The sequence below is a fragment of the Vibrio sp. KMM 9700 genome, from assembly GCF_058545285.1.
Genome location: NZ_CM178589.1, coordinates 1,991,969 through 2,017,512 on the forward strand (window position 1 = coordinate 1,991,969; position 25,544 = coordinate 2,017,512).

The following is a 25,544-nucleotide window of genomic DNA, read 5'->3' on the forward strand; positions in this document are numbered from 1 at the left end:
ATATTCAAGATCCATTGAATCTTAGGGAGCATCTACCGTGAAAAACTATACATCTAGTTTGAAAAACAACACATCGATTCAAAAATTTCCACTCATACGAAACTCACTCGCAGTTATTATTGCCGCGAGTCTATTGACAGCCTGTGGCGCGCAAGAAGAAGAAAAAGTAGAGATTGCCGCTCGTCCTGTGAATGTGATTGAGTTGTCGACTCAAGATAATCTGCAAGCGTTTCGCTTTAGTGGGGTGATTAAGTCTCACCAAACTGCGAACCTAGCTTTTCGTGTCCCTGGCACTATCGATGAAATCCTCGTCAAAGAAGGAGATGTCGTAAAGAAAGATCAGGTTATCGCAAAGCTTGATCCGCATGATTATCAAGTGAGTGTGAATGAGCTTACTGCTCGTCTTAATGAAGCGAAAGCTGCGCATAAATTAGCGACAGTTGAATTAAGACGTACACGCATGGCGGCGGCAGATAATGCGGTCGCAAGTGTGAATCTTGACCGAGCGGTGAGTGGTGAGGCGCGCGCTGCTGCAAGCGTCGAAATGCTAAAACAATCACTTAAAAAAGCACAAGATGCCTTGCGTTATACCAGCCTTAAAGCACCGTTTGATGGTGTGATTGGTCAACGTTTTGTCGATGAGCATGAACAAACATCACCAGGCTTGTCAGTGGTTTCGATTCAGCAGCCAAATAACTTAGAAGCTGTGGTGGATGTACCAGAAAAACAAATTGGTCAGTTTTCAAAAGGCTTAAAAGGCAGTGTTGTTTGGTATCAACATACAGATGGCGTGCCAGCGGAAGTGACTGAAGTGGCGACTTTACCAGATACGTTAAAGCGCACCTATGAAGTCACATTTAAACTTGATGCTGCGCCAGAGAATTTATTCCCAGGCAAAGCCGTCAATGTTGAATTGGAAACCAAATTAAGCTCAGCAGCAAGCACCAGCACTTATTGTTTACCTGCAAGCGCCGTGAAATCACTTGAGTCACAAAACCAAGTGGTGACAGTGCGCGATCAAAAAGCCGTCCATGTACCGGTGAAAGTAATTGAAGTACGTGAGTCGGACATGTGTGTTGAAGGCGCACTTAAAAATGGAGATAAAGTGGTCACAGCTGGAAGTAACTTCTTGAAAGAAGGACAGGAAATTTCAGTACTGAATACTCCAGGAGCAAGATCATGAATTTATCAACATTTGCATTACGCCAAAAAACATTCATCGTGTTTTTTACTGTGCTGATGATGATTGCTGGCATCTACTCATATTTTGATTTAGGTAAGCTTGAAGATCCATCATTTACAGTAAAAACAGCTGTAATTGTGACCATGTATCCCGGCGCAACGGCGCAAGAAGTTGAAAAACTAGTCACAGATAAAGTGGAAGAAGAGATCCAAACCATGGGCTCTTTGTGGAAACTACGTTCACTTTCGCGTCCTGGCGTTTCAATGATCTTTGTCGACTTGCAAGAGAAATATAGCTCTGAGCAGTTGCCACAAGAATGGGATTTATTGCGTCGCAAAGTCCAAGATGTGAAGCTTAAACTGCCAGCGCAAGCACAAATCAGCATCGTACAAGATGAGTTCTCAGAAGTGTACGGCATGCTGTTCTCTGTGTATGGCGATGATATTCCAATGCATGATTTAAAAGATTATGCGCGTGAATTGCAACGTCGTATTAAAGCCGTTTCAGGGGTCAAAAAAGTTCAACTTCATGGTATCCAAGAACAAGAAGTTAAAATTAAAATCTCTGATGAGCGCTTAGCAGAATCACACATCTCACTTGCACAATTAGTTGACCAATTAAATAGCCAAAACATGCCTGTAACCTCAGGTGACTTTGACTTAGGTTATGAAAACTTACGTGTTGACCAAACTGGCCAATATCGCAATATCGAAGATATTAAAAACTTGCTCATTAGCACAGGTGTTAATGGCATTGGTGATGGCGCAGGGACCATTCGTCTTGGTGATGTCGCAGACATTAGTATGGGCTATGTCGATCCGGCTTCAACCTTAAGTCGCTTTAATGGCCATAAAGCTGTCACGTTAGCCGTAAGCCCAGAGAACGGCATCAACGTGGTAAGTATCGGTGATGAACTGATGGGAGTGATTAATCAGTTTAAATCAGAGCTACCTGTTGGCGCAGATGTCGGGATTGTTGCATTCCAACCAGATGAAGTAACAGACTCAATCAACAACTTTGTGATGAACTTAGTTGAAAGTATCGTGATTGTTGTGGCGGTACTACTGGTCTTCATGGGGCTACGCAGTAGCTTGATTGTTGGTGCAAGTTTGCTTCTAACTATCTTGTGTACTCTGGTTTATATGAACATCACAAACGTTGACTTACAACGTGTATCGCTAGGTTCATTTATCCTTGCACTCGGGATGCTGGTGGATAATGCCATTGTTGTGGTGGATTTATTCGCAGCCAAACTCAAGAAAGGGATTGATCGTAACCACGCCGTGATTGAATCAATCAAAGAAATGTCAATGCCATTACTTGGCGCGACAGTGATTGCAGCCTTAGGTACAACGCCAGTTCTGTTCTCGACTACCGACTCAGCAGAATTTGCGATCTCAGTGGTGCAAGTTCTATGTAGCTCATTGATTCTATCTTGGGTTGTCGCGATGTTCGTGACACCTATCATGTGCTGGATGTTTATCAAAGCACCTGAAGATGGCACTGTGCATGAAGATGGCAAGGCGATGGCAGCGTATCGTAAGGCTATTCACTGGACAGTCGATAATCCTAAAAAAGCCTTAACCTTACTTGTGCCGCTTATTGCTGTGACTGTCTTTGCAGGCATGACATTAAAAATCAACTTCATGCCATCATCTGACCGTGAGATTGTTTTCCTCGATTACTGGCTACCAAATGGTGGACGTATCGATAAAGTCTCAACAGATATGAAAAAAATCGAAGATTGGCTTTTAGAGCAACCTGAAGTCGAAAGTATTTCAAGTTATATCGGTGAGGGTGCGCCACGCTTCTCAGTAACGGTTGAGCCTGAGCCAAATGATCCTAGTTATGGTCAAATCTTGATTAATACTAAGACTTTTGCTGGCATCGCTAAGCTAAAAGAACGTGGTAAACCATGGCTTGAGGAAAACTTCCCATATGCAGAGCCTCGCTTTAGAGATCTAAAACTTGCAACCAAAGATAAGTTTAGTATCGAAGCGCGCTTTGAAGGACCAGATCCAAAAGTACTACACAAACTATCGGACGAGGCTCAAGAGATCTTGCGTGCGAATCCACATACTGAGTATGTTCGTGATAACCGTCGCCAAGAAAGTAAACTTCTTGTGCCAATTATTAACGAAGAAGAAGCGCGTCGCGCAGGTGTAAACCGCTCTGATATTGCCATGGCTATTAACCGCGCAACAGAAGGTCTACAAATTGGAACCATGCGTCAAAATGATGACATGATCCCAATTAAACTACGCAGTAACAATGCTTCACTTGAGCACCTAGATAACATTCCAGTGCGCTCTGTATTGGGCGGACACAGCGTGCCACTTGGTCAAGTTGTGGATGGATTTGAAGTCAAAGGTGAAGAGACTATGATCTGGCGCCGTAACCGCGTTCCAGAAATCACAGCTCAAGCTGGCGTGTTTGGCGAAACAGCGTCACAAGTGCGTAAAGAAGTCGCACCGGCAATTGAAGCGATTGCTTTGCCACCAGGCTATAGCATGAAATGGGGTGGTGAATACTATGATGAGCACCGTTCTGTGCAAGATATCTTAGTTCAAAACCCGAAAGCAACGGTATTGATGGTGATTTTATTGATGGCGCTATTTAACGCTTATCGTCCACCTATCATTATCATGACAACGGTACCACTTGCGGTTATCGGTGTGGTTTGGGGTCTGGTTGCCTTTGGTAAGCCGTTTGGTTTCATGGCCTTAGTAGGTGCCATTACCCTATCGGGGATGATCATCAAAAACGGTATCGTTCTGATGGACCAAATCAACCTTGAGCGCGCAAATGGAGCAACCATAGGGGACGCTGTAAAAGAAGCGGCTATTAACCGTACGATGGCAATCTCTATGGCGGCATTAACTACCGCGCTGGGTATGATCCCACTACTAACTGACTTGTTGTTTGACCAAATGGCAGCCTCGATTATCGGTGGTTTGTCGGTCGCAACTGTGCTGTCTTTGTTCGTGATGCCTGCGTTCTACATGATCTTCTTTAGAAAAGAAGTGCGTATAGAGCAAGAAGCAGGAAAACCTATGGTTGAGCTAGAAGATCATAGTGAAGATCTAACAGAGGAGAGCGCAAAATGAGAAAGTTAACATTAAGTGTAATTGCGAGTGCGCTCATCCTATCTGGTTGTTCTATGGCACCTGATTATGAAATGCCAACGGTTGCAGTGAGTGATATTTATGTCAATCAAGATGCAAATGGCACCATTCGTCAAGGTGAAATGCAAGATCAATGGTGGAAAGCACTCAATGATCCGCAATTGAACCAATTGGTAGAAGCGGCGCAAAAGCAAAACATTACTTTGCAAATCGCCAGCCAGCGTATTCAGTCTGCGCAGGCGTACCACAAAGCAGTGGCATCGTTTAAGGTGCCAACTGTCTCAGTGAGTGCAGGTTATGCAAACTTATATCTAAGTAAAAATGAGGCCATGTTTGGCGGCATTATAGAGCCTGAAATCAATGGTCAAAAATTACTAGATAACCGTGATCCAGAAGAGTTCTTTGTTGGGCTCAATGCAAGCTGGGAGCTCGATCTCTTTGGCCGCATTGATAGCCTTTCAAAGGCTGCAAGCATCCGCGCAGAAGAAGCGAAAGTGATGAAAACTGCGATTAATACCGCGATCACAGCGGATGTGATCAACAACTACTTGCAGTATCAAGGTGCAATTGAGCGTCTTCAAATTGCCCAAGATAACGTCAAAGATCAGCAAGATACTTTAGATCTTGTCGAGTCTTTGAATAAATATGGTTACGGCTCTGAGCTTGATGTCGCGAATGCGAAAGCCGCGCTTTCTGCAACCAAAGCTGTGTTACCTATGCTTGAGACCGCAAAAAGTGTCCACTTAGGACGCCTTGCTATCTTATTAGGTGAAAACGTGGCGACAATGCAAGATAAAGTGCAGCCACGTGAATTACCACGTATGGAAGCACTCGTGCCGACAGGTTTACCATCGGATCTATTGAAACGTCGCCCTGATATTGCGATTGCCGAGAAAGAAATCGAAGCAACCAATGAAGAAGTCGGCGCAGCCATTGCCGATCAATATCCTAAGTTCTATCTAACCGGTGCGCCAAGCCTGATTTCAGGTAACTCTGGTGACTTGTTTGATTCAGACTCAGGTGCTTGGACATTAGGCGCTGGCGTCAGCTGGAATATCTTTGATGGTGGCCGTACTCAAGCCATGATTGATATGCAAAAAGCAAGCTTCAAACAATCGGTTTTAAGTTATCAAAATACAGTCAATTCAGCCTTTAGTGAGGTTGAGACGGCGCTTTCAGCATATGGGAACAGCCAAACCTACCACTCCCATATTTTGGAAGCAGATTTACAAGCCCAAACTGCGGTTGATAAAGCGAAATCTTTATATCGCGCAGGTCTTGTGAATCACTTATCTGTGCTCGATGCGCAGCGCCAACGTAATCAATTGCAAGATGCTGAGGTGCAAGCAAGACTCGGGACAGTCACCAATTTAGTCATGCTGCAAAAGGCACTTGGTGGGGATTGGGAAATAAACAAGGATGCTGATGCTAAAACTGCACAAGCAGATGCAAAAGCAGGACACCCACCCATTGAAACATCAAATGCACAGCAAGGTGACGCTACAGCAGAGTCGAAAGACAAAGCTTAGTAGCAGATAAGTAAATAAAGTTTAAGGGTTTTGTTACTTTGACAAAATTCATTGTGAGGTCGCTCCCGGTAGCAATGTTTTTTCGAAAAAGTTCTTTGAGCAAAACCCTTTTTTTTACATCATAGGCCTTCTTTAGAAATATATGCTGTATATGTCACTAACAAGGAAGGCCTTTGTTTAGGTAGGTTTTATGACATTAGTTGATTCTGTATTACAAGTGGATAGCTTTACCGCCGTCACGCTTGGGATCATTGTGCTTTTCTTAGGTAAAAGGTTAAATGAAAAATTAAACTTCTTAAGAGAGTTCAGTATCCCCGAGTCTGTAAGCGGCGGTTTATGCATCTCCATCCTTTTCTTTATTCTTTATCTGGCATCCGGATATTCTGTTGAATTTGATTTAAGTGCCCGTGATAGCCTTTTAGTCTATTTCTTTACCACGATAGGGATTAACGCAAGCTTTGCGGACCTTAAAAAAGGTGGTAAGCCTTTAATTATTCTACTTGCTGCAACCATTGGCTACATGGTGATCCAAAACCTAACTGGTATCACTGTTGCGAGCCTATTTGGTATGGCGCCGCAAGTAGGGGTTATTGGTGGCACTATGTCATTGATTGGTGGACACGGGACAGCCATTGCTTGGGCACCACGCGTTGCGCAAGAGTATGGTGTATCCAATGCGATGGAACTTGGGATTGCCTGCGCCACACTTGGTCTTATCCTTGCCAGTTTAATGGGCGGTCCAATTGCCAAGTATTTGATCAAAAAGCACCAGTTGGTGCCAAATGAATCAAAACCAACTCAGGACACCCATGCTTTAGAAGCAACTTCAAGCCAGACTGAAAATCAGAATAAAATTCAGGACACCCACGTATCTGCAAAAGAAAAAGGCATCGATCATTTCGATTTTCTTGATGCTATCTTAGCGATCCACTTAGCTGGGATCCTCGGCATTGCTTTATATGAAAGTTTGATGCAAGCGGGTATTCATTTACCTTTATTTGTCACTTGTTTATTTGGTGGCATGCTGATTACCAATGTGGTGCCCAAAAACTTCCCAACCTTTACCGGTCGTCAATGGCCAACACGCTCGCCAGCAATTAGCTTAATTGCAGACGTATGCTTAGGTACTTTCCTAGCTATGTCATTGATGAGTATGAAACTTTGGGATTTGCTTGCGATGGCTGGGCCTGTTTTTGCGATTATGGGCGCACAGTTTATTGTTGCCATTTTGATGGTACTTTGGGTTATTTTCCCGCTGATGGGGCGCAATTATGACGCTGCTGTGATTTGTTCTGGCTTTGGTGGTATCTCGCTTGGAGCAACACCTACAGCAATGGCTAATATGTCTGCAGTTTCAGAGCGTTATGGTCCATCTACGATTGCATTTATTGTCGTGCCTTTGGTGTGTGCTTTCTTCATTGATATTGCTAACGCCTTTATGATCCCTTACTTCTTAAATGCGTTTTAGGAGTGGGCATGACAGATAAGCAAGGGACTTATATTAGTTGTGAAGAATGTGGCTTAGTGGTGCAAACTGTAGAATTAAATGATTCAACTAAAGCCGTTTGCCCACGCTGTTCACATACCTTGACGCAAAAAGTCGCACAGGCAACGCAGCAAATTAATGCCTATGGTATTGCTTGTTTAATTGCCTTTGCGATGAGTATTGCGTTTCAATTTATGGACTTCAACGCCAAAGGTTTGGTGAGTAAGATTCATTTGTGGGATGCGGCTGTGAGTATGGCGCATTTTAATTATGATATCTTGTCTGTCCTCACCATTATCTGTGTGTTTGTGCTGCCGATCGTTTTTATCTTGATTGTGATGTTTTTATACAATCAAAGTGAGCGCAGTGTAAAACAAGGACACCCAACTTTATCCTTACCGCTTTTACGCTTCTTAACGTCATTTATTCACCACGCCAAACCTTGGTTGATGGTGGATGTATTCTTAACTGGCGTATTAATTGCTTTAGTGAAAATTCTTTCGCTTGCGAAGGTAAGTTTTGGGATGTCTTTTTGGGCGTTATGCATTTATACAGTGCTACTCGTTAAATTTATGAGCATGGTAGATATTGTCAGTTTGTGGGATAAATTTAAGCCGCGTTTGCTTACAGATAAGCCGGATCTTGAGGTGCATCGTAGTGATAAATATGATGAGTGTCCTGTTTGTTCGCAAGTCTCACCTATTCATGAAGGTACAAATCATCACTGCATTCGCTGTGAAGCCAAACTCAAACCATTTGATCCAATGAAGAATTTACAATTCTCATGGGCGTTATTGATTGCTGCCGCAGTTTTCTATATTCCAGCTAACCTTTATCCCATCATGTATACAACGAGTGTTGGGAGCACTGCAACTTCAACGATTATGAGCGGTGTGGCATTGCTATGGAGTTATAAATCTTACCCTGTGGCGATGGTTATTTTCTTGGTGAGTATCATCATCCCAATCGCTAAGGTAATGACCTTGTGTGGGATATATTGGAATGCGCAAAAGCAGAAGGTGACGACGGAAGAAGAGGCATTAAAGCAGCTTAAACTGTATCGCATTACAGAGTTTATTGGTCGCTGGTCGATGATAGATATCTTTGTGGTTGCTTTGTTGTCCGCTCTGGTGCAACTAGGACGTGCAATGTCGATTGAACCTGGTATGGCTGGGGTATGTTTTGGATTAGTGGTTATTTTAACTATGATCTCTGCTCATTTATTTGATCCAAGAAGTCTTTGGCACTTTCAGCATGAGCACAAGATGCAGGAAAAAATGCAGGACACCCACCCATTACAAAGTCAAACAAGCCAAGTAAAGCCTCTTATTAATAACCACACCTTTGCGATTATGCAGCCAATGCAAAGCAAAGTAATGCCTAAAATATTTTCAATTCATCCAAGTACGCCCACCAATTTATTTGAAGCTAGCATGACTAGTGTGAACAAAAGCAATAAAGGAATGACGTATGTCAACGAATAAAAATCAACCACAGACGCAAAGTGCAAATGTGAAGCCAGTGAAGAAGATTTCCTGGATCTGGTTAGTGCCTTTTGTCACGTTATTAATAGGTGCTTGGATGGCATTTACCTATTATCAGAATCAGGGGCCTTTAATTACTTTAAAGCTTAATACAGCTGAAGGTATGGAAGCAGGAAAAACCCAAATTAAGGCGCGTAATGTCAATCTTGGCGTGATTCAAAGTATTAGCTTAAGTGATGATTATGGTTCAATTATCGCTACTGCGCGGATGACGCCACAAGCAGAAAGAATGCTAAAAGAGGACAGCCAACTTTGGATCGTGAAACCAAGAATTGGTTCGGGTGGAGTGACTGGCTTAGATACGATTTTATCTGGCTCATATATTGAACTTCAACCCGGTACAAGCGATAAAAGTGCAACTTCTTTTACGGTATTAGAGAACCCTCCTGTGTCCTCTGTTACGGATCAAGGTCGCCGTTTGGTGCTTGAGCATAAAGAAGCGGGAAAACTTAAAGTAGGTGATCCGGTTATTTTTGAAGGAGCAACCGTTGGACGCGTAGAAAATGTAAGTTTTGATGCGAAAGAGATGAAGGCCAAATACGGTTTATTTGTTTTCTCCCCTTATGATCAATTAGTTAAAAATCAAACTAAGTTTTGGATCACTTCTGGGGTTCGCGTCAAATTATCTTCTGAAGGCTTGGATGTTAACGTTGATTCTATGGAGACTTTAATGAGCGGCGGCGTTCGCTTTAAAGTGCCGGATGAATTAAAAGCAACAGAAGATTCTGGGCGTCGACATGATGTGTACAAGCTTTATGATAATCGAGACCAAATCAATGATGAATTATATTCTCGTGGCGTAGACTATGTGATGATGTTTGATGAATCAGTGCGCGGTCTAACAGTCGGGGCTCCGATTGAGTACCGTGGTATTCAAATTGGTAGCGTGAAGAAAGTTCCTTTGCAAATGCTTGGCGCAAAAGGCTCTTTCCATGGAAAAGAGATCCCTGTATTAGTTCGACTAGACTTAGGACGAATCTTTGATTCTTCAGCAGACGTTTCAAAGGATGATTTAAAACGTATGTTTGAAGAAGAGTTCGGTTCAGGTTTAAGAGCTTCTTTAGCAACGGGTAGTCTTATCACAGGTTCGTTATTTGTGGATGTTAATTTCCACGAAGATCTTGAATATAAACCAGCAAAATTTGGAAAATATGAAATCTTCCCGACAGAGCTTGGTGGCGTGGGTCAATTGCAAAAACAATTTAGCGAGTTGATTGCTAAAATGAATGAACTGCCACTTGAGCGTGCATTAGATTCTTTCTCTAACACTATGAATAGTACAGAAAAAGCATTTGATTCACTTGCTGTTGTGACAGAAAAATTAGGCACTATGATGAGCTCAAAAGAGTTCCAGCAGTTGCCAAAAGATATGCAACAAACTCTCAAAGAAGTGAGTCAAACAGTTGATGGCTTTGGTCCTGATAGCCCTGTGTATCAAAATACAAATATGACTATGGAGCAGTTAAATCAAGTGACGAAAGAGTTGCAATCTGTGCTACGTCAAATAAATACACAACCAAATGCTTTAATTATGGGCAAAAAACAAGCGAATGATCCAATGCCAAGAAAAGGAAGTAACTAAATGAAATTAAAATCAATTTATGCAGCGCTTGGCTTGCCTATCGTCTTAGCGCTTAGTGCATGCGCATCAAGTCCAGATCCAATTAAGACATATGCTTTGGTTGAGGATATGCCAAGTATGACTAATACACGCTCAGATCTTGGTGTTCGACCGATTGTCGAGATTGAGCCTGTGGAGATGTCTGCTTATTTAACGGGTAATGGAATTGTTCTTAAAACATCGGAAACTCAGTATATTCAAGCGCAAAATAATATCTGGGTAGATGACGTGAGCGATCAAATTCAAGATAAGCTGGTGGCAAATATGCAAGCGGCTCAGTCGAAGTACCAAGTATTGGACACCCATCTTTTAGCTGACACTAAAAGTGATTCAAAATACAGATTATTTGTATATGTATCTGACTTTTATGGTCACTATGATGGAAATGCGGTGCTAGCTGGGCAATGGCAAATTAAAGATGCTCAAGATAAAGTGGTAAAAATGAAGCCGTTTATGATCACTGAGCCTTTATTAAATGACGGCTATGATGCTTTGGTGCAAGCTTTGTCTTTAACGGTTGATGATTTATCAAATGAGTTAGCGGCAAGCTTATAAAGCATCAAGCTTGAATATAAAGTGTCTTAATAAAGGACACCCATGTATTTTTAAATATGCAGTTTAATCAAAAGGGCAGCAGAAATGTTGCTCTTTTCTTTTGGATAGGATTCAGACAAACCTAATTATAATATTGTTCTTCTTAGCTTTTCTGCTTAATTAAATACAGATTGTAAATGAAGTTTGATGATATGGATTTAGCTAAATTTGGCCAAGATATTTTGTCGAATCAACCAATTAGCCAGTTATTGGGCGCGGAATTGTTGCAACTAAAGAAAGGCGTGGCTGTCCTTCGTTTGAAAATTTCAAATGAGATAAAGCAGCAACATGGTTTTGTACACGGTGGGGTAATCGGGTATCTGGCAGATAATGCTTTATATTTTGCTGCAGCGTCAGTTCAGGGGGATTCAGTTACATCTGAATACAAAATCAACTATTTAAAACCTGCTATTGGTGAATAATTAGAAGCGAGAGCAAAAATAGTCGCAACGAGTCGCCGGCAAAGTGTTTGCCAGTGTGAGATCTTTTGTATCCAAGGTGGCAATGAAGCATTAGTCGCACTTGCGCAAGGAACAATATTGCCGCTTAGTGAAAGCTAAATACTTAACCTCTTTTTATAGCCAAATACCCAGCGTCTACCAGTGTGCTGAGCATATTTAGTTAAGACTTTGAGCTCCCCAACAGCTGTACACATACTAAAACGCATTTTTAACCTCATCCAACTCCTTTGGGGGAATTGTGAAGTGCTTGAGTTTAAGTTTTCAGTTTTAGTCGAAGGGGTGTTGAGTATCACCATCATTTTCAACAGTTGTAAATAATCTTTTAAGCTAAACGGTATACTTTCACCATCTTGACGAGGTTCTAAGCTTTTTAATCGCTTGCTTGAAAGGTAAGGAATATGGGATAGGCTTATTGCTTTTTCTGGATTCCTTTCATGGATACGTTCATAGATTGAAGTAAATTCACTTTCTTCGATCTTATCCGTTATCCCTGCTCGAATAGGGTTTAAATCGACATAAGCCATACATTGCAATAGTGCTTTTTTATCGAGTAAGGCTTGAGATTTAAATCTGCCCTCCCAAAACCGTCCTGTACAGTCATCCTCTAAATTTGCTTTGAGAGATATATATTGGTTGAGCAACGCCATAAACCACGAAATACTCGTTAGCCTTTCACGCCAAGTTGCAATTATTTTTGCGGCAATTTTTAACTCAATTGCTGTCATCTTCTCACCAAATAACCAGTTTTCAATGACTTTAGGCATAGATTGTAAACTGCACCAACGTTTCGCAACATCAATATCTGATAAGTGTTTGGCATCTTCTAAATTTACATATAAAACAAGATGATAATGATTAGACATAATAGCGTAGGCGCAAATATCAATACAAAATACTTGGCTTAAATGGTGAAGTCGTTCACGAAGCCATTGTTTTCGATGATTAAATGTTTTTCCTGTCAGTGGATCTTGACCACATAAATAGGCGCGACGAACACATCGAGAAATGCAATGGTAATAACAAGTATCTTGTAGGGAAATTTGAGTGGAGCGGGCTTGCGTCATCGTTAACCTCATAATGTTTATAAATGAAGTTAAAGTTTGGGCAATAATAATTGTGAATGTTGGCTTATTTTTAAGACATAAGCTGTAAGTGATGCAGAAAAAGGTGGGTGTCCTATATTTCTTCCTATATTTCTATTTGTCATGAGCTTAAAACGTCTAAATTATAAAGCTAGGGTGTCCCATAAGTATGTAACATAAAAAAGCCCAACCATAGTCTAAACCATAGTTGGGCCTTGATTGGAAGGTATATCTAGCTTATAGCGCAGTCATGTAGATTTTACGTGACATTTCAAGATCAACGTTAGAGTCTTCACCTAAAGCTGTCATGCCGTGTGCTTCTAAGCTTGCCATGATTGTATCAACGTCAGCTTCAGTTAGGTCAACTTCTGCAAATGATACTGGTGTTTTCATTTGGCTGAAGAAGTCTTTTGTTTTCTGAATAGCAGCATCAATACGTTCATCTTCAGTGCCTTGGGTAATATTCCAAACACGCTCAGCATATTGAAGAAGTTTGCCTTTCTTCACATCGCGACGTACATGCATCATCGCAGGCAATACGATAGTTAATGTGCGGCCATGGTCGATGCCAAAGTTACCAGTTAGCTCATGACCTAGCATATGGGTAGCCCAATCTTGTGGAACGCCAAGACCGAGTGAGCCATTTAATGCTTGCGTTGCTGACCACATGATGTTTGCACGTGCTTCAAGATCATTTGGATTTTCAAGAAGTTTCGGACCTTCTTCAATAAGCGTTAATAAAACACCTTCAGCAAAACGATCTTGAATTTTTGCATTTACTGGCTGTGTTAGGTATTGCTCCATAACATGCACAAACGCATCCACAACGCCGTTTGCTGTTTGACGCTCAGATAGGCTAAGTGTTGTTTGTGGGTCAAGCACAGCAAACTGAGGACGCACAAATGGACTACCAAATGCTAGTTTGTCTTTACCGCGAGTGACAACTGCGCCAGTATTGGTTTCAGAACCTGTTGCTGGAAGTGTAAGAATACAACCTAGTGGGAGTGCATCTTTCACTTCAGCATTTTTTGTTAGTATGTCCCAAGGTTCGTCACCTTCAAATTTTGCCGCTGCAACGATGAACTTAGTGCCATCGACAACAGAGCCGCCACCAACAGCAAGCAGGTAATCAAAACCTTCTTCTTTGATGCGCGCCACAGCCTTCATTAGTGTGTCATATTGTGGGTTTGGCTCAATACCTGAGAATTCATCCCAGTTGTGATCTTTTAATGCCGCTACGACTTGATCATAAACACCATTTTTCTTAATAGAACCACCACCGTAAGTGACGAGAACTTTTTTATCTTTCGGGATATCGGCTGCAATTGCTGCAATTTGGCCTTCACCGAAATGAACGCGTGTTGTATTTTGATAAGTAAATTTATTCATTATTGCTTCCCGTTACGTTATTTATAATTTAATTAGCATCTTGCCAGTATTGGCGCCTTCAAATAGGCCAATAAAAGCCGTTGGCATTGATGAAATGCCTTCTTGTACTGTTTCTTTAAATTCAACTTTACCTTCTAAATACCATTGGTTGAGTTGCTTTAGGTATTCAGGATAATGCTGCCAATGATCTGACACGATGAAGCCTTTAATTGATAGGCTTTTCTTCACAATTTCAGTCATATTATTTGGACCTGGTTGTGGCGCGGTTTCGTTGTATAGATCGATCATGCCACACACGCTGATACGTCCATAGCGATTCATTAGATTCAAGGCTGCTTGAAGGTGCGCGCCACCAACATTTTCATAGCAAACATCAACCCCATCAGGGCAATGCGCTGCAAGTGCTTTTTCAAGGCTTTGAGCATCAGGATAATCTTTATAATTAATCACGCCATCAACGCCTAAGGATTTGAGCCACTGTACTTTTTCTTCGCTACCAGCACTACCAATCACGCGGCAGCCTTTAAGTTTAGCAAACTGGCATACTAAGCTGCCAACCGCACCAGATGCTGCAGAAACAAGGACAGTTTCACCTTCTTTAAGGCCTGCAATTTCCATTAAGCCAATCCAAGCCGTTAAACCGGGCATACCGGCTGCGCCTAAATAGCTTTGTAATGGTAAATCAAGAGCTGGCAACTTTTGTACCATATCACCTTTAGATAGGGCATATTCGCGCCAGCCTAGCATGTGACTGACATTATCACCGACTTGAAAATCTGGGTGATTAGAAGCGACAATTTCACCGATTGCACTGCCTTGTAAGATTGCATCTAATTCAAATGGAGGAATATAGCTTTTTGCCTCAGACATGCGCCCACGCATATAAGGATCAACAGAAAGCCATAAGTTTTTAATTACAAACTCGTTTTCTGCTGGAGTTGGGATTTGCTCGGTAGTGATTTCAAAGCAATCTTGGGTAGGTTTTCCTTGAGGGCGTTTTTTTAGGACGATTCCTTGACTGGTGAACATAGCTGTCTCCATTTTTGTAGTAGGAATTTATTTTGATACATAATCAATAGGTTAATTTACGCTTCTTCATTGTATAATACTAATGCATATTTGAAATTTTTATTATGAGAAATAGTCATAAATGAGCAAACTAAACCAAGTTGACCTAAACCTGCTGATATCACTTCAAGCTTTGTTACGAACGCGTAGCGTAACAAAAGCTGCGCTTCAACTTAACGTTACGCAGTCAGCCATGAGCAGAACATTGCAAAGGTTAAGGCAGCAGTTAGGTGATCCTTTGTTCATCCGTACGCGTACAGGGCTTGAGCCTACAGAGCGTGTGCTAGCGCTTGAAGCTAACCTTAACCTTATTTTAGATAGGGCCGAGGAGTTATTTAGCACCCCAGAGTTTGACCCTTTGGACTCGCAAAAAACATTTAAACTCTTAATGAATGATTTGTGGGCGGTTGTATTTATGCCTTCGATCTATCAAGACTTATTCAACAACGCTCCAAATCTTCATTTTGAGTGTTTTTCTCGAGCGCCAAATTTTATGGAGTTACTGGCTAAGGGGGAGGCTGATCTTGCTTTCAGCAGCCTTGAAGTCGATGCTCAAGCGGATATTTATGCGCAAGAGCTTGGGCAGGATAAACTTATCACCGTAATGCGGGACACCCACCCTTTAGCCAATAAAGAGATGACGATAGAAGAGTATTGTCAGTATCAGCATATTCTTATTACCTTAGGTGGTAATCATCTTGGGGCGGTTGATGTTGCTTTGGCTAAAAAAGGTTATCAGAGAGATGTCGCATTGCGTTTGCCACACTTTATTGCTGCGCCGCATATAGTATCAAAAACAGACTTACTTTTAACTTTGCCTGCAAGTATTGCGCAGCATTTAGCAAAAGATCTTGGCTTGGTCTTAAAAGCGCCTCCAGTTGAGTTGGAAGGTTTTGAATTTTATATGGTTTGGCATGCACGTCAGCATAATAATCAAGCGCATCGTTGGTTAAGAAGTCAAATTGCAGAGTCTTTTGAGAAGAATTTTGACATGTCTTGGCTAGCGTTATAACACTATAACTTAGATTTAGTTTGGGTTTAATTTGAAGGGTGTCCTGTTTCTTTTCTTTTATTAGAGAAAGGGAAACGAGGGCACTTTTTTCTATTTAGCGCTAATGCAAAGGCATTTAATAGAGAAGAGCAGAGCTAAAAGAGTGGGTGTCCTATGTTTTGCTCTATGTTTTGAGAATATTCCAGACACAAAAAAGCCCCACATAGTGAGGCTGTTTGCTTCAATGCTAAGCATTTGAATATGGCTCCCCCTGCGGGACTCGAACCTGCGACATACGGATTAACAGTCCGCCGTTCTACCAACTGAACTAAGGGGGAATTATTTTTTTAGCAAATGGTGCCGACTACCGGAATCGAACTGGTGACCTACTGATTACAAGTCAGTTGCTCTACCTACTGAGCTAAGTCGGCAATCTTAATTGCTATGGTTACCTAAGTAACTCAAATATGGCTCCCCCTGCGGGACTCGAACCTGCGACATACGGATTAACAGTCCGCCGTTCTACCAACTGAACTAAGGGGGAATTATCTTTTTAAATAAATGGTGCCGACTACCGGAATCGAACTGGTGACCTACTGATTACAAGTCAGTTGCTCTACCTACTGAGCTAAGTCGGCACATTTTATTTATTTTGTTGAAGCATAAGCACCAACAATAAATTGTGGTGCCCGGAGGCGGAATCGAACCACCGACACGAGGATTTTCAATCCTCTGCTCTACCGACTGAGCTATCCGGGCGACGGAGCGTATTAAACTCGTTTTTGACTTTTAGGTCAATAATAAATTTAAAAAAAATGTTTGTTTGTTGTTTTTTTATTCTTTTTGAGCGTTTTTTGGCATAAACGGATGATATTCATACCTTGCATATATCTTTACTTAACAACTTAAACAAGATATCTAGCGCTTTCGTTTATAGATGTTGGGGGATAGCGTTTACTTATACGGAGTTAAATCAGTCTTTCACTTTGTTATTTAAGACATATTTACTATCATTAAGTTAACTGTTTGAATCGAGTAAAAAATATAAGCTTTAGAGATGGGGCTTGGTTTAGAAAGTGGCGATATGATTGGGTTAAAGCGATAAAATAGATTTGCATGTAGTGCAATGAACGGGTAGCAGGAAGGCTTTACAAGTATTTCAGATACAAAAAAGCCCCACAATAGTGAGGCTGTTTGCTTCAATGCTAAGCATTTGAATATGGCTCCCCCTGCGGGACTCGAACCTGCGACATACGGATTAACAGTCCGCCGTTCTACCAACTGAACTAAGGGGGAATTATATGGTGCCTCGAGGCGGAATCGAACCACCGACACGAGGATTTTCAATCCTCTGCTCTACCGACTGAGCTATCGAGGCATAAATGGTGCCGACTACCGGAATCGAACTGGTGACCTACTGATTACAAGTCAGTTGCTCTACCTACTGAGCTAAGTCGGCACTACACTTAATGCGTTAAGAGATGCGAATTCTAAATAAAATTGTCTATCTAGTCAAGCACCACTTTAAAATAAATTGTGGTGCCCGGAGGCGGAATCGAACCACCGACACGAGGATTTTCAATCCTCTGCTCTACCGACTGAGCTATCCGGGCGACGAGACGTATTAAACGTTTTTTACGTTCAAAGGTCAATGTTTTTTTTAAAAAAAGACAGGAAAAGTGTTTGTTTGTCTTAATTTTAAGCGTAATGGCCTTTTATTATACGTTTTCGTCTGTTTTTGTTTTGAATGTTTAGTAATGATTATTTCTCAGGAGGTGTATATCCATCAATCACAACGTCTTTACCATCGAATAAAAAGGCAACCATTTGCTCTTCAAGCAATTTACGGTGCTCAGGATCCATCATGTTTAGCTTTTTTTCGTTGATCAGCATGGTTTGTTTGTGCTGCCACATGCCCCAAGCTTCTTTTGATATGTTATCAAAGATTTTTTTACCTAGTTCACCTGGATAAAGTTGAAAATCTAAGCCTTCAGCTTCTTTATTTAAATAAGTACAAAAAATTGTGCGGCTCATAGCGTCCTCGCTTATAGAATTATTTACTTGATTGTAAGGGCATCCTAAATGTGCTTCAAGTCATGAAAGTCAGCACTTTGAGTCGGGATTAGCCTTACTCTGCTCGGATGCTCTTTTCAATGAATTTCTTGATAGGTGTTGGCAATCCTAACAGTTTTATCTCATCTAAACTAAAGTATTTTTGGTTTTCAGAAAGAGGCATATTCGTCAGCTCCCAAACTTGTGCTTTTAGTTTGTAGTGACTAAATACATGATTAAACTTTCCTTTTATTTTCGCTATATGTTCAATTTCTTCGGCTTGTAAGTAAACTTGAGGTAAGCACCATAAAGCTCCCCAGATGCCATCAGCGGCGCGTTTTTCTAAAAGTAACCGGTTATCCTTTTCAAGCCAAATAAAGTGACCCTCTTTTGTCGGCGTGACTTTCTTGGGTTTAGGCGTTGGTAGTTTATCAATAATATTTTCTTGATACGCAACGCAATTTGTTTGAAACACGCACGCTTCACATAAAGGTGTTTTGGCTTTGCAGACAGTCGCCCCCATATCGAGCAAACCTTGCGCAAAACTACGATTTGAGATCTCAACATCAGGCGCGGCAGTTGTATAGTTTGCAGGAGATTCTTCTATGTTTGTATCTAAAATCAAAAGGTGGGTGTCCTGCATCTTCCCTTGCAGATCTTTGTCTTTCACCTCATCCTGAGAAAGATGGGTGTCCTGCATTTTATTTGGCGTCATATATTCTGAAATTTGCCAAATTTTCTTTTCGATCAAACGCTCACTCGGGACGCCCTCAATACCAAATAAACGGGTAAAGAAGCGTTTGACGTTTCCATCGACAATTGGGCCGTATTGGTTAAAAGCAAATGACATAATGGCACCTGCGGTATAAGGACCAACGCCTGGGATCTTTAAAATCTCCTCAAGGGTGGAAGGGAAGATACCTTGGTGGGTGTCCTCAATATATATTGCAGCTTTACGTAAATTACGAGCGCGCGAGTAATAACCAAGTCCTTGCCAATAATGCATGACTTCATCTTCACTGGCTTTTGCTAATGTATGGGTGTCCTGAAATTTATTCATCCAACGCTCAAAATAGGGGATAACCGTTGCAACTTGGGTTTGTTGCAGCATGATCTCCGAAACAAGCACAGCGTAAGGACTTGGCTGCTTTTGCCAAGGTAAATCAAGTCGACCGTGTACTTGTTGCCATTGAATGAGTTTTGTCTGGAATTCTTTAGGAGTTATATCAATAAGTTGCAGATTAAGTGGAGTTTGCGCACTAAGTAATTTTGAGTGTTGAGACATCTTTTATCATAGGTTGAATATAAATTATTCGCTATCATAGCAAAATAAGGTGAAAATAAACGCACAATTTACTTGCACCTTATCCATAACTTTGGATAATTCTCGATCTTTTATTTTATAATCTAAAATCTCAGGCAGACTCATGACAGATGTAACCACAAATGAAACCAATGCAGACGGCAAGGTGATTCGTAAAATTCGTAGCTTTGTTCGCCGCGAAGGCCGTTTAACTAAAGCACAACAAAGAGCAATCGACACATGCTGGGAAAGTATGGGGGTTGATTACCAAGCTGAGCTTTTAAACTGGCAAGAAGTCTTTGGCAACACCAACCCTGTTGTCCTTGAAATTGGTTTTGGTATGGGTGCATCTTTGGTTGAGATGGCGCAAAAAAATCCAAACAAAAACTATATCGGGATTGAAGTTCACCGCCCAGGTGTTGGGGCTTGCCTTGCGAGCGCGCAAGAAGCAGGCGTAACCAACTTGCGCGTGATGTGTCATGATGCAGTGGAAGTTTTTGAAAATATGATCCCTGACTCAAGCTTGCACACATTGCAACTATTCTTCCCTGACCCTTGGCATAAAAAACGTCACCATAAGCGCCGTATTGTGCAACTTGAATTTGCTGCAATGATTCGCTCTAAGCTTATCTTAGATGCTGAAAATCCAGGTATTTTCCATATGGCAACAGATTGGGAAAACTATGCAGAGCACATGGTTGAAGTGATGAACCAAGCGCCTGGTTTTGAAAATATTGCAACGGATGGTGATTATATCCCACGTCCAGATGAGCGCCCATTAACTAAGTTTGAAGCCCGTGGTCACCGTTTAGGTCATGGCGTATGGGATATTAAATACCGTCGCTTAAGCTAATTGTAGTTATTTTTATACCCCAAACAGTTCAATATGTCGGGTATATACCTTGTTGATTTACAGTAGGAATAGTATATGCCAATGCCCACTCAAGCTTTACTTGATGAAATATTAGAAGAAGTTCGTCCCTTAATTGGCCAAGGTAAAGTTGCAGATTATATTCCAGCGCTCGCTAGTGTCCCAAACGATAAGCTTGGGATCGCTATTTTTACCAACGATGGTCAGGTGATTAAGTCTGGCGATGCAGATGAGCGTTTTTCTATTCAGTCAATCTCTAAAGTCTTGAGTTTGACGCTAGCTATGTGTTTATATTCAGAAAAAGAGCTTTGGTCACGTGTAGGGAAAGAGCCTTCTGGGCATGCATTTAACTCAATGATCCAGTTGGAAGTTGAGCAAGGTATTCCGCGTAACCCGTTTATCAACGCTGGTGCTATTGTTGTCGCGGATATGCTACAAACCCGTCTATCTGCGCCACGTTTACGTCTGCTTGATTTTACAAGGCAACTTTCGGGTGATCCTTTAATTAGCTATGACAAGATAGTTGCAGCCTCAGAAATGATGCATAGCGACAGAAATGCCGCGATTGCTTATCTGATGCGCGCCTTTGGTAACTTTGAAAACGAAGTTATCCCCGTGCTTAATAGCTACTTTCATGCTTGCGCGCTAAAAATGAATTGTGTCGATTTAGCCAAAACATTTAGCTATTTAGCAAATAAAGGGCACTCAATTGTTAGTGGTGAGGATGTGATCACGCCAAGCCAAAGTAAGCAGCTAAATGCATTACTTGCGACCTGTGGCTTGTATGATGGGGCGGGCGACTTTGCTTATCGTGTTGGTATGCCAGGAAAATCTGGTGTTGGCGGTGGTATTGTTGCGGTTATTCCAGGTGAAATGAGCATTGCAGTCTGGTCTCCAGAGCTTGATAAATCTGGGAATTCTTTAGCCGGCACGGCAGTGCTTGAGCTTCTAACCAAAAAGCTTGGGCGTTCAATTTTCTAACAAAAAATCACTTCAAGGTTTTCTATATCTTGAAGTGATTTATCTATCTTTTTTATCCTATAAGCTTAGTGATGCTTATCGTGCCCATGATCTGAATGATGACCGTTTGAATGACCATTATTTGAATGACCATTATTTGAATGGTGCCCATTTGAGTGATGGCCTTTAGAATGGTGGTGATTACCACCGTGATGATGATGTGGTGCACAAGCTGCTAAGAATAAGCTCATTAGTACGATGCTAATTACGCGCATAAAATAAATCCTCTTTTAGTCATATTTATATCATAATGTGATTTGCATCGAAAATACTAGTTTTTTACATTTTCTTTCAAATAAAGTTTAGAACTAAATTTGGGACACCCATGTATTTTCAGTCCTGCTCTGTAATAAATACAGGATACCCATGTATTTTTCCTACCAATTAATCTTCTTCAGTTATAAAAACATCAATTAAATCATTGAAAAATAATCGACCTTTTTGAGTAACTTGCCAATGGGTTGAGGTTTGAGTAATAAAACCTTGGTTTTCTAAACTTGTCATTTGGTCAGCTATAGAGGCTAACGAAAGACCTGTACGCGCAACAAATTCTTGTTTTGGGCAAGCTTCAAGCAAGCGGAAACGATTCATAAAGTATTCAAAAGCAAGTTCATCAGGTGCGACAATATGATGGGTGTCCAAATAATCTTTGAGTAAATTTAGATAGCCTTTTGGATGTTTTACCTTGGTTGTGCGCTCAATAATGACAGGTTGCGGAGTATCTAAAAGCATGGGTGTCCCGCTTTGCTCTGACTTATTTACTTCATGAGCAAAGGAGGTGATCTTGCCATGCGCGCCACAACCAATGCCTAGATAATCCCCAAAATGCCAATAGTTTAGGTTATGTTGGCATTGGAAGCCTGGTTGGCTATAGCCTGAAACTTCATATTGAACATATCCAGCTTCGGTTAGTTTTTGATGGCCCTTCTCAAAAATTTCCCATAAGTCATCGTCGTCGGGCAGACGCGGCGGTTTTGAATAAAATAGAGTATTGGGTTCAATCGTTAATTGATACCAAGATAAATGTGGCGGTTTTAAACTGATGGCTGTCCCAAGATCATTTAAAGCTTGCTCTGGCGTTTGGTTGGGTAAACCATGCATCAAATCTAAATTAAAGCTATTTAAGCCAATGGTATGGGCTAATTGGGCAGCTTTTACCGCTTCATCTGCGCCATGAATACGTCCTAGTTTTTGCAGCTTTTCATTTTCAAAACTCTGCACACCAATTGAAATACGGTTCACGCCATGTGCTTGATATTGCGCGAAACGCTCTGCTTCTATGGTGCCAGGGTTGGCTTCCATCGTAATTTCAATATCTTCTTTGAATGGGATATAAGCTTGGATCTCTTGCAGCAGACGACCAATTTTGTCAGGATCAATCAGGCTTGGTGTTCCCCCTCCGATGAAAATGGAATGGAGCGGGCGGACACCATTTTCAAGCTTAAAACGTGCAAGATCATGCTGTAAATCTTGGATCAAAGCATTGATATAGAGATCTTGCGGGATCGCACCTTTTTGCGCATGTGAATTAAAGTCGCAATAAGGGCATTTTTGCACGCACCAAGGAATATGTATGTATAAGCTTAGTGGTGGCAATTGAATTTGAGCTGTCATGATGAACCTGATAGAAGCATAAATGCTTGAATTATTGGGTGTTCGAAAGCTGAGCGAACAGCTGTTTTAGAGCTTGCCCACGGTGCGAGATTTGCTTTTTACGCTCAGGTGGCAACTGCGCGGCAGTGCTGTTTTCAGCGTCAATCCAAAATAGTGGATCATAACCAAAGCCATGCTCACCCTGCGCCTTCGTTAAAATACGCCCTTCAAACTTACCGTGGCAAATAATAGGCGTTGGATCGTCAGCATGACGCATCAAAACCAATACGCAGTGAAAGCGAGCGCTGCGCTTTTCTTCTGGCACATCTTTCATTGCTTCAAGCAGTTTTTGGTTATTCTTTGCATCGGTCGCATCATCTCCGCTATATCTTGCAGAGTAAACCCCAGGAGCACCTTTTAATGCATCGACTTCTAAGCCTGAATCATCCGCAATCGCAGAAAAACCAGTCTCTTTGGCTGCATGACGGGCTTTGATAATCGCATTCTCAACAAATGTGGTGCCGGTTTCTGCAACTTCTGAAACATTAAATTCGTTTTGAGCTTTCACTTCAAAACCAAAATCTTGGAGTAGAGAAGCCATTTCTTTGACTTTTCCTTGGTTGCCTGTCGCAAGGACAAGTTGTTTTGAGATAGCTTCAAGTGAGGAGAAATTTTGCATTCTAATACCTAATCAAATGTGTGGGTGTCCCATATTTATACTTTATGAAATCTAGCCATGAGAAACATGGGTGTCCTATGTTTTACTGCAGTAAATGACTGTTTATAAGCCTAAGAAATAAGCGCTTCAACTTCTTTTGGGATTTGGCTAGGTGAGCTGATCCTGACTTGCTTGTGCCGGCCAAGCTCACCTTTTTCAATACTGATAGCGCCTTTGGCAACTTTAAATTGCTTGGATAAGTATTTCGTTATGTGTGCGTTTGCTTTGCCATCAACCGGCGGCGCAGTGATGGCAATTTTAAGCTCTTCATTGTGCAGACCAACAATCTTATCGCGACTGGCTTTGGGCTGCACATAAAGACGTAACACTAAGTCATCACCGTCAAAAGATGCGGCTTGACTCATAGGCTGTACCATACTGGGCCAATAATATCGCCCATGAAGAAGTTGATAAATTGCAGGATGATAAAGAGCACTAAGACGCTAAAATCAAACCCGCCCATCGCTGGAAGCACTTTACGAATCGGTGCAAGTAGCGGTGCTGTCAGTTGATTAAAGACGTACTCAACAGGGCTGCGGCCTTGGCTGACCCAACTCATAATTGCCATCACAAGTAGCACATAGAAAATAAGCATGCCAGCGGCTTTAATTAGGGATAAAAATCCAAAATAGATAAAGCTTGGATCAAAGGCAAATGCGCCTTTTGAATTGATAAGCGCTAACAGCACAAACTTTAAGAGGCTTAATATAAAAGCGAGTAAGAGTGTCGCGAGATCTAAATTACCAATCGATGGGATCACGCGGCGCAGTGGGCCAACAATTGGGTGAGTAGCTTTAACGATAAATTGCGATAACGGATTATAGAAATCCGCGCGCACCGCTTGCATCCAGACACGCATCAAGAGCAGCATAATGTATAAATCTACAACAGTAGAAACTAAAAAATTTAATGAATTCATATATCTAAAAACCTATATTGTTGGTGTTATGCCTAGTTGAATAAAGATAAAAAGGAAATGTTAATACGATTTCTTCATCTTTTCGGCATTTTAATCATGACGCTGATTGATTCTTAAAGTCGTAATTTTTGCGTATCTTAGTTGAAATCGACCAAGCTGACTAGATTTGCTTTTCCATTTCTTGCGCGCGCGTAATGGCTGCTTGCATTGCTTTGGCAACGGTTTGCTCTAGATTCTCAGTTTGAAATGTTTCAATCGCTTTCGCTGTGGTGCCGCCTTTAGAGGTGACTTGCATGCGTAATGCTTCAAGACTTAGCTCTGGATTAGCTTCAACCATATGCGCTGCGCCAAGTGCCGATTGGCTGACTAGGGTGCGCGCCGTTTGTGCGTCAAAGCCAAGGCGAGTGGCTTCTTCTTCCATTGCTTGCATAAACAAGAAGAAGTAAGCAGGGGCGCTACCTGCAGCGGCAATAATATGATTTATTTCAGATTCTTGTTCAACCCAAGCACTTTTACCTACGGCATTCATTAAGCCTTGAGTAAAATCTTTATCGGCTTGTGAAACATTAGGTTGTGCGTATAAGCCGCTCATGCCATATCCAACTAAAGAGGGAGTATTTGGCATCACGCGGATCAAAGGGCAGGTTTGCCCAAGCATTTGAGTAAGGCGGGTGCAATTGATCCCTGCTGCAATCGAAATCACTAATTTTTGGGATAAATCTAAATCGCTAAAGCCTTGGCAGACTTCATTCATCATCTGAGGTTTGACGCCAAGTACGATGACATCTGCATCCATAATCGCCTGGCGGTTATCTGTGGTGGCTTGGATCCCAAAAGCTTTTTTATACTCATCGCAACCTTGCTCGCTAGTGCGAGTGGCAATAATTAAATTCGCGTCATAACCGGTTGCAAGTAGGCCAGAAAAGATAGATCGAGCCATATTGCCTGCGCCAATAAATGCGATTTTTCGAGGGTTTAGTTGAGTGCTCATTTTT

At 41.6% G+C, this 25,544-nt stretch carries 22 protein-coding genes and 9 tRNA genes; 11 read left to right on the plus strand and 20 right to left on the minus strand.

Annotated features, from left to right (window positions below; translation table 11 throughout):
- The first annotated feature begins 37 nt into the window (after positions 1-37).
- From AC2VOY_RS08835 to AC2VOY_RS08870, 8 genes are all read left to right on the plus strand, one after another.
- Positions 38-1,183 carry an efflux RND transporter periplasmic adaptor subunit gene (locus AC2VOY_RS08835; protein ID WP_491830960.1) on the plus strand — a complete coding sequence of 382 codons (1,146 nt, stop codon included), beginning with the start codon at positions 38-40 and terminating at the stop codon, positions 1,181-1,183.
- Positions 1,180-4,290 carry an efflux RND transporter permease subunit gene (locus AC2VOY_RS08840; protein WP_491830961.1) on the plus strand — a complete coding sequence of 1,037 codons (3,111 nt, stop codon included), beginning with the start codon at positions 1,180-1,182 and terminating at the stop codon, positions 4,288-4,290. The genes AC2VOY_RS08835 and AC2VOY_RS08840 overlap by 4 nt, the downstream gene beginning before the upstream one ends.
- Positions 4,287-5,837, plus strand: coding sequence for an efflux transporter outer membrane subunit (locus AC2VOY_RS08845; RefSeq protein ID WP_491830962.1), 1,551 nt, complete (start codon positions 4,287-4,289; stop codon positions 5,835-5,837). Before AC2VOY_RS08840 ends, AC2VOY_RS08845 begins: the two co-directional genes overlap by 4 nt.
- Positions 5,838-6,027: 190 nt before the next feature.
- Positions 6,028-7,305: a sodium/glutamate symporter gene (gltS, locus tag AC2VOY_RS08850; RefSeq protein WP_491830963.1), complete on the plus strand. Its 1,278-nt coding sequence runs from the start codon at positions 6,028-6,030 to the stop codon at positions 7,303-7,305.
- Positions 7,306-7,313: 8 nt separating this feature from the next.
- Positions 7,314-8,807 (plus strand): PqiA/YebS family transporter subunit, encoded by a 1,494-nt coding sequence (locus AC2VOY_RS08855; protein WP_491830964.1) that lies wholly within the window; start codon positions 7,314-7,316, stop codon positions 8,805-8,807.
- Positions 8,794-10,449, plus strand: coding sequence for an intermembrane transport protein PqiB (gene pqiB, locus AC2VOY_RS08860; protein WP_491830965.1), 1,656 nt, complete (start codon positions 8,794-8,796; stop codon positions 10,447-10,449). The genes AC2VOY_RS08855 and pqiB overlap by 14 nt, the downstream gene beginning before the upstream one ends.
- On the plus strand, positions 10,450-11,043 hold the full coding sequence (locus AC2VOY_RS08865) for a PqiC family protein (protein ID WP_491830966.1): 594 nt from the start codon (positions 10,450-10,452) through the stop codon (positions 11,041-11,043). It begins immediately after the preceding gene.
- A 176-nt stretch (positions 11,044-11,219) separates the two neighbouring features.
- Entirely contained in the window at positions 11,220-11,504 is a 285-nt protein-coding gene (locus AC2VOY_RS08870) for a PaaI family thioesterase (RefSeq protein ID WP_491830968.1), read from the plus strand.
- 134 nt (positions 11,505-11,638) lie between these two features.
- Here the strand turns inward: AC2VOY_RS08870 and AC2VOY_RS08875 are convergent, their stop codons facing one another.
- From AC2VOY_RS08875 to AC2VOY_RS08885, 3 genes are all read right to left on the minus strand, one after another.
- Positions 11,639-12,607 carry a transposase gene (locus tag AC2VOY_RS08875; RefSeq protein ID WP_491830969.1) on the minus strand — a complete coding sequence of 323 codons (969 nt, stop codon included), beginning with the start codon at positions 12,605-12,607 and terminating at the stop codon, positions 11,639-11,641.
- A 255-nt stretch (positions 12,608-12,862) separates the two neighbouring features.
- Positions 12,863-14,014, minus strand: a complete 1,152-nt coding sequence (locus AC2VOY_RS08880) for an iron-containing alcohol dehydrogenase (RefSeq protein WP_491830970.1) — start codon at positions 14,012-14,014, stop codon at positions 12,863-12,865.
- Positions 14,015-14,035: 21 nt separating this feature from the next.
- Positions 14,036-15,043 carry an NADP-dependent oxidoreductase gene (locus AC2VOY_RS08885; RefSeq protein ID WP_491830971.1) on the minus strand — a complete coding sequence of 336 codons (1,008 nt, stop codon included), beginning with the start codon at positions 15,041-15,043 and terminating at the stop codon, positions 14,036-14,038.
- Positions 15,044-15,164: 121 nt separating this feature from the next.
- On the opposite strand from AC2VOY_RS08885, the gene AC2VOY_RS08890 reads away from it, so the two are divergent.
- Positions 15,165-16,094 carry a LysR family transcriptional regulator gene (locus tag AC2VOY_RS08890; protein WP_491830972.1) on the plus strand — a complete coding sequence of 310 codons (930 nt, stop codon included), beginning with the start codon at positions 15,165-15,167 and terminating at the stop codon, positions 16,092-16,094.
- A 241-nt stretch (positions 16,095-16,335) separates the two neighbouring features.
- Here the strand turns inward: AC2VOY_RS08890 and AC2VOY_RS08895 are convergent.
- From AC2VOY_RS08895 to AC2VOY_RS08945, 11 genes are all read right to left on the minus strand, one after another.
- Positions 16,336-16,411, minus strand: a tRNA-Asn gene (locus tag AC2VOY_RS08895).
- 17 nt (positions 16,412-16,428) lie between these two features.
- A tRNA-Thr gene (locus AC2VOY_RS08900) sits at positions 16,429-16,504 on the minus strand.
- Positions 16,505-16,541: 37 nt separating this feature from the next.
- A tRNA-Asn gene (locus tag AC2VOY_RS08905) sits at positions 16,542-16,617 on the minus strand.
- Positions 16,618-16,635: 18 nt separating this feature from the next.
- Positions 16,636-16,711: transfer RNA gene (locus AC2VOY_RS08910), tRNA-Thr, on the minus strand.
- 45 nt (positions 16,712-16,756) lie between these two features.
- A tRNA-Phe gene (locus tag AC2VOY_RS08915) sits at positions 16,757-16,832 on the minus strand.
- A 461-nt stretch (positions 16,833-17,293) separates the two neighbouring features.
- Positions 17,294-17,369, minus strand: a tRNA-Asn gene (locus AC2VOY_RS08920).
- A 6-nt stretch (positions 17,370-17,375) separates the two neighbouring features.
- Positions 17,376-17,451: transfer RNA gene (locus AC2VOY_RS08925), tRNA-Phe, on the minus strand.
- A 5-nt stretch (positions 17,452-17,456) separates the two neighbouring features.
- A tRNA-Thr gene (locus AC2VOY_RS08930) sits at positions 17,457-17,532 on the minus strand.
- Positions 17,533-17,610: 78 nt separating this feature from the next.
- A tRNA-Phe gene (locus AC2VOY_RS08935) sits at positions 17,611-17,686 on the minus strand.
- Between the two features lie 148 nt (positions 17,687-17,834).
- Entirely contained in the window at positions 17,835-18,107 is a 273-nt protein-coding gene (locus AC2VOY_RS08940) for an oxidative damage protection protein (RefSeq protein ID WP_491830973.1), read from the minus strand.
- Positions 18,108-18,201: 94 nt separating this feature from the next.
- Entirely contained in the window at positions 18,202-19,410 is a 1,209-nt protein-coding gene (locus AC2VOY_RS08945) for an A/G-specific adenine glycosylase (RefSeq protein WP_491830974.1), read from the minus strand.
- 142 nt (positions 19,411-19,552) lie between these two features.
- Between AC2VOY_RS08945 and trmB the strand changes: the two genes are divergently transcribed.
- Together trmB and glsB are read left to right on the plus strand one after the other, a co-directional pair.
- Positions 19,553-20,281, plus strand: coding sequence for a tRNA (guanosine(46)-N7)-methyltransferase TrmB (gene trmB / locus AC2VOY_RS08950; protein ID WP_491830975.1), 729 nt, complete (start codon positions 19,553-19,555; stop codon positions 20,279-20,281).
- 81 nt (positions 20,282-20,362) lie between these two features.
- Positions 20,363-21,280, plus strand: a complete 918-nt coding sequence (gene glsB / locus AC2VOY_RS08955; protein WP_491833063.1) for a glutaminase B — start codon at positions 20,363-20,365, stop codon at positions 21,278-21,280.
- 65 nt (positions 21,281-21,345) lie between these two features.
- Here glsB and AC2VOY_RS08960 read toward each other — a convergent pair whose 3' ends face one another.
- From AC2VOY_RS08960 to proC, 6 genes are all read right to left on the minus strand, one after another.
- Entirely contained in the window at positions 21,346-21,534 is a 189-nt protein-coding gene (locus tag AC2VOY_RS08960) for a hypothetical protein (RefSeq protein WP_491830976.1), read from the minus strand.
- A 169-nt stretch (positions 21,535-21,703) separates the two neighbouring features.
- A complete protein-coding gene (gene hemW / locus AC2VOY_RS08965; RefSeq protein WP_491830977.1) occupies positions 21,704-22,933 on the minus strand; it encodes a radical SAM family heme chaperone HemW in 1,230 nt (409 codons plus the stop codon).
- Positions 22,934-22,964: 31 nt separating this feature from the next.
- Positions 22,965-23,591 (minus strand): XTP/dITP diphosphatase, encoded by a 627-nt coding sequence (locus AC2VOY_RS08970; protein ID WP_491830978.1) that lies wholly within the window; start codon positions 23,589-23,591, stop codon positions 22,965-22,967.
- Positions 23,592-23,701: 110 nt separating this feature from the next.
- On the minus strand, positions 23,702-23,995 hold the full coding sequence (gene yggU, locus AC2VOY_RS08975) for a DUF167 family protein YggU (RefSeq protein WP_491830979.1): 294 nt from the start codon (positions 23,993-23,995) through the stop codon (positions 23,702-23,704).
- Positions 23,992-24,549, minus strand: coding sequence for a YggT family protein (locus AC2VOY_RS08980; RefSeq protein ID WP_491830980.1), 558 nt, complete (start codon positions 24,547-24,549; stop codon positions 23,992-23,994). The genes yggU and AC2VOY_RS08980 overlap by 4 nt, the downstream gene beginning before the upstream one ends.
- Before the next feature lie 160 nt (positions 24,550-24,709).
- Positions 24,710-25,540: a pyrroline-5-carboxylate reductase gene (gene proC / locus AC2VOY_RS08985; protein ID WP_491830981.1), complete on the minus strand. Its 831-nt coding sequence runs from the start codon at positions 25,538-25,540 to the stop codon at positions 24,710-24,712.
- Between the last annotated feature and the right edge of the window lie 4 nt (positions 25,541-25,544).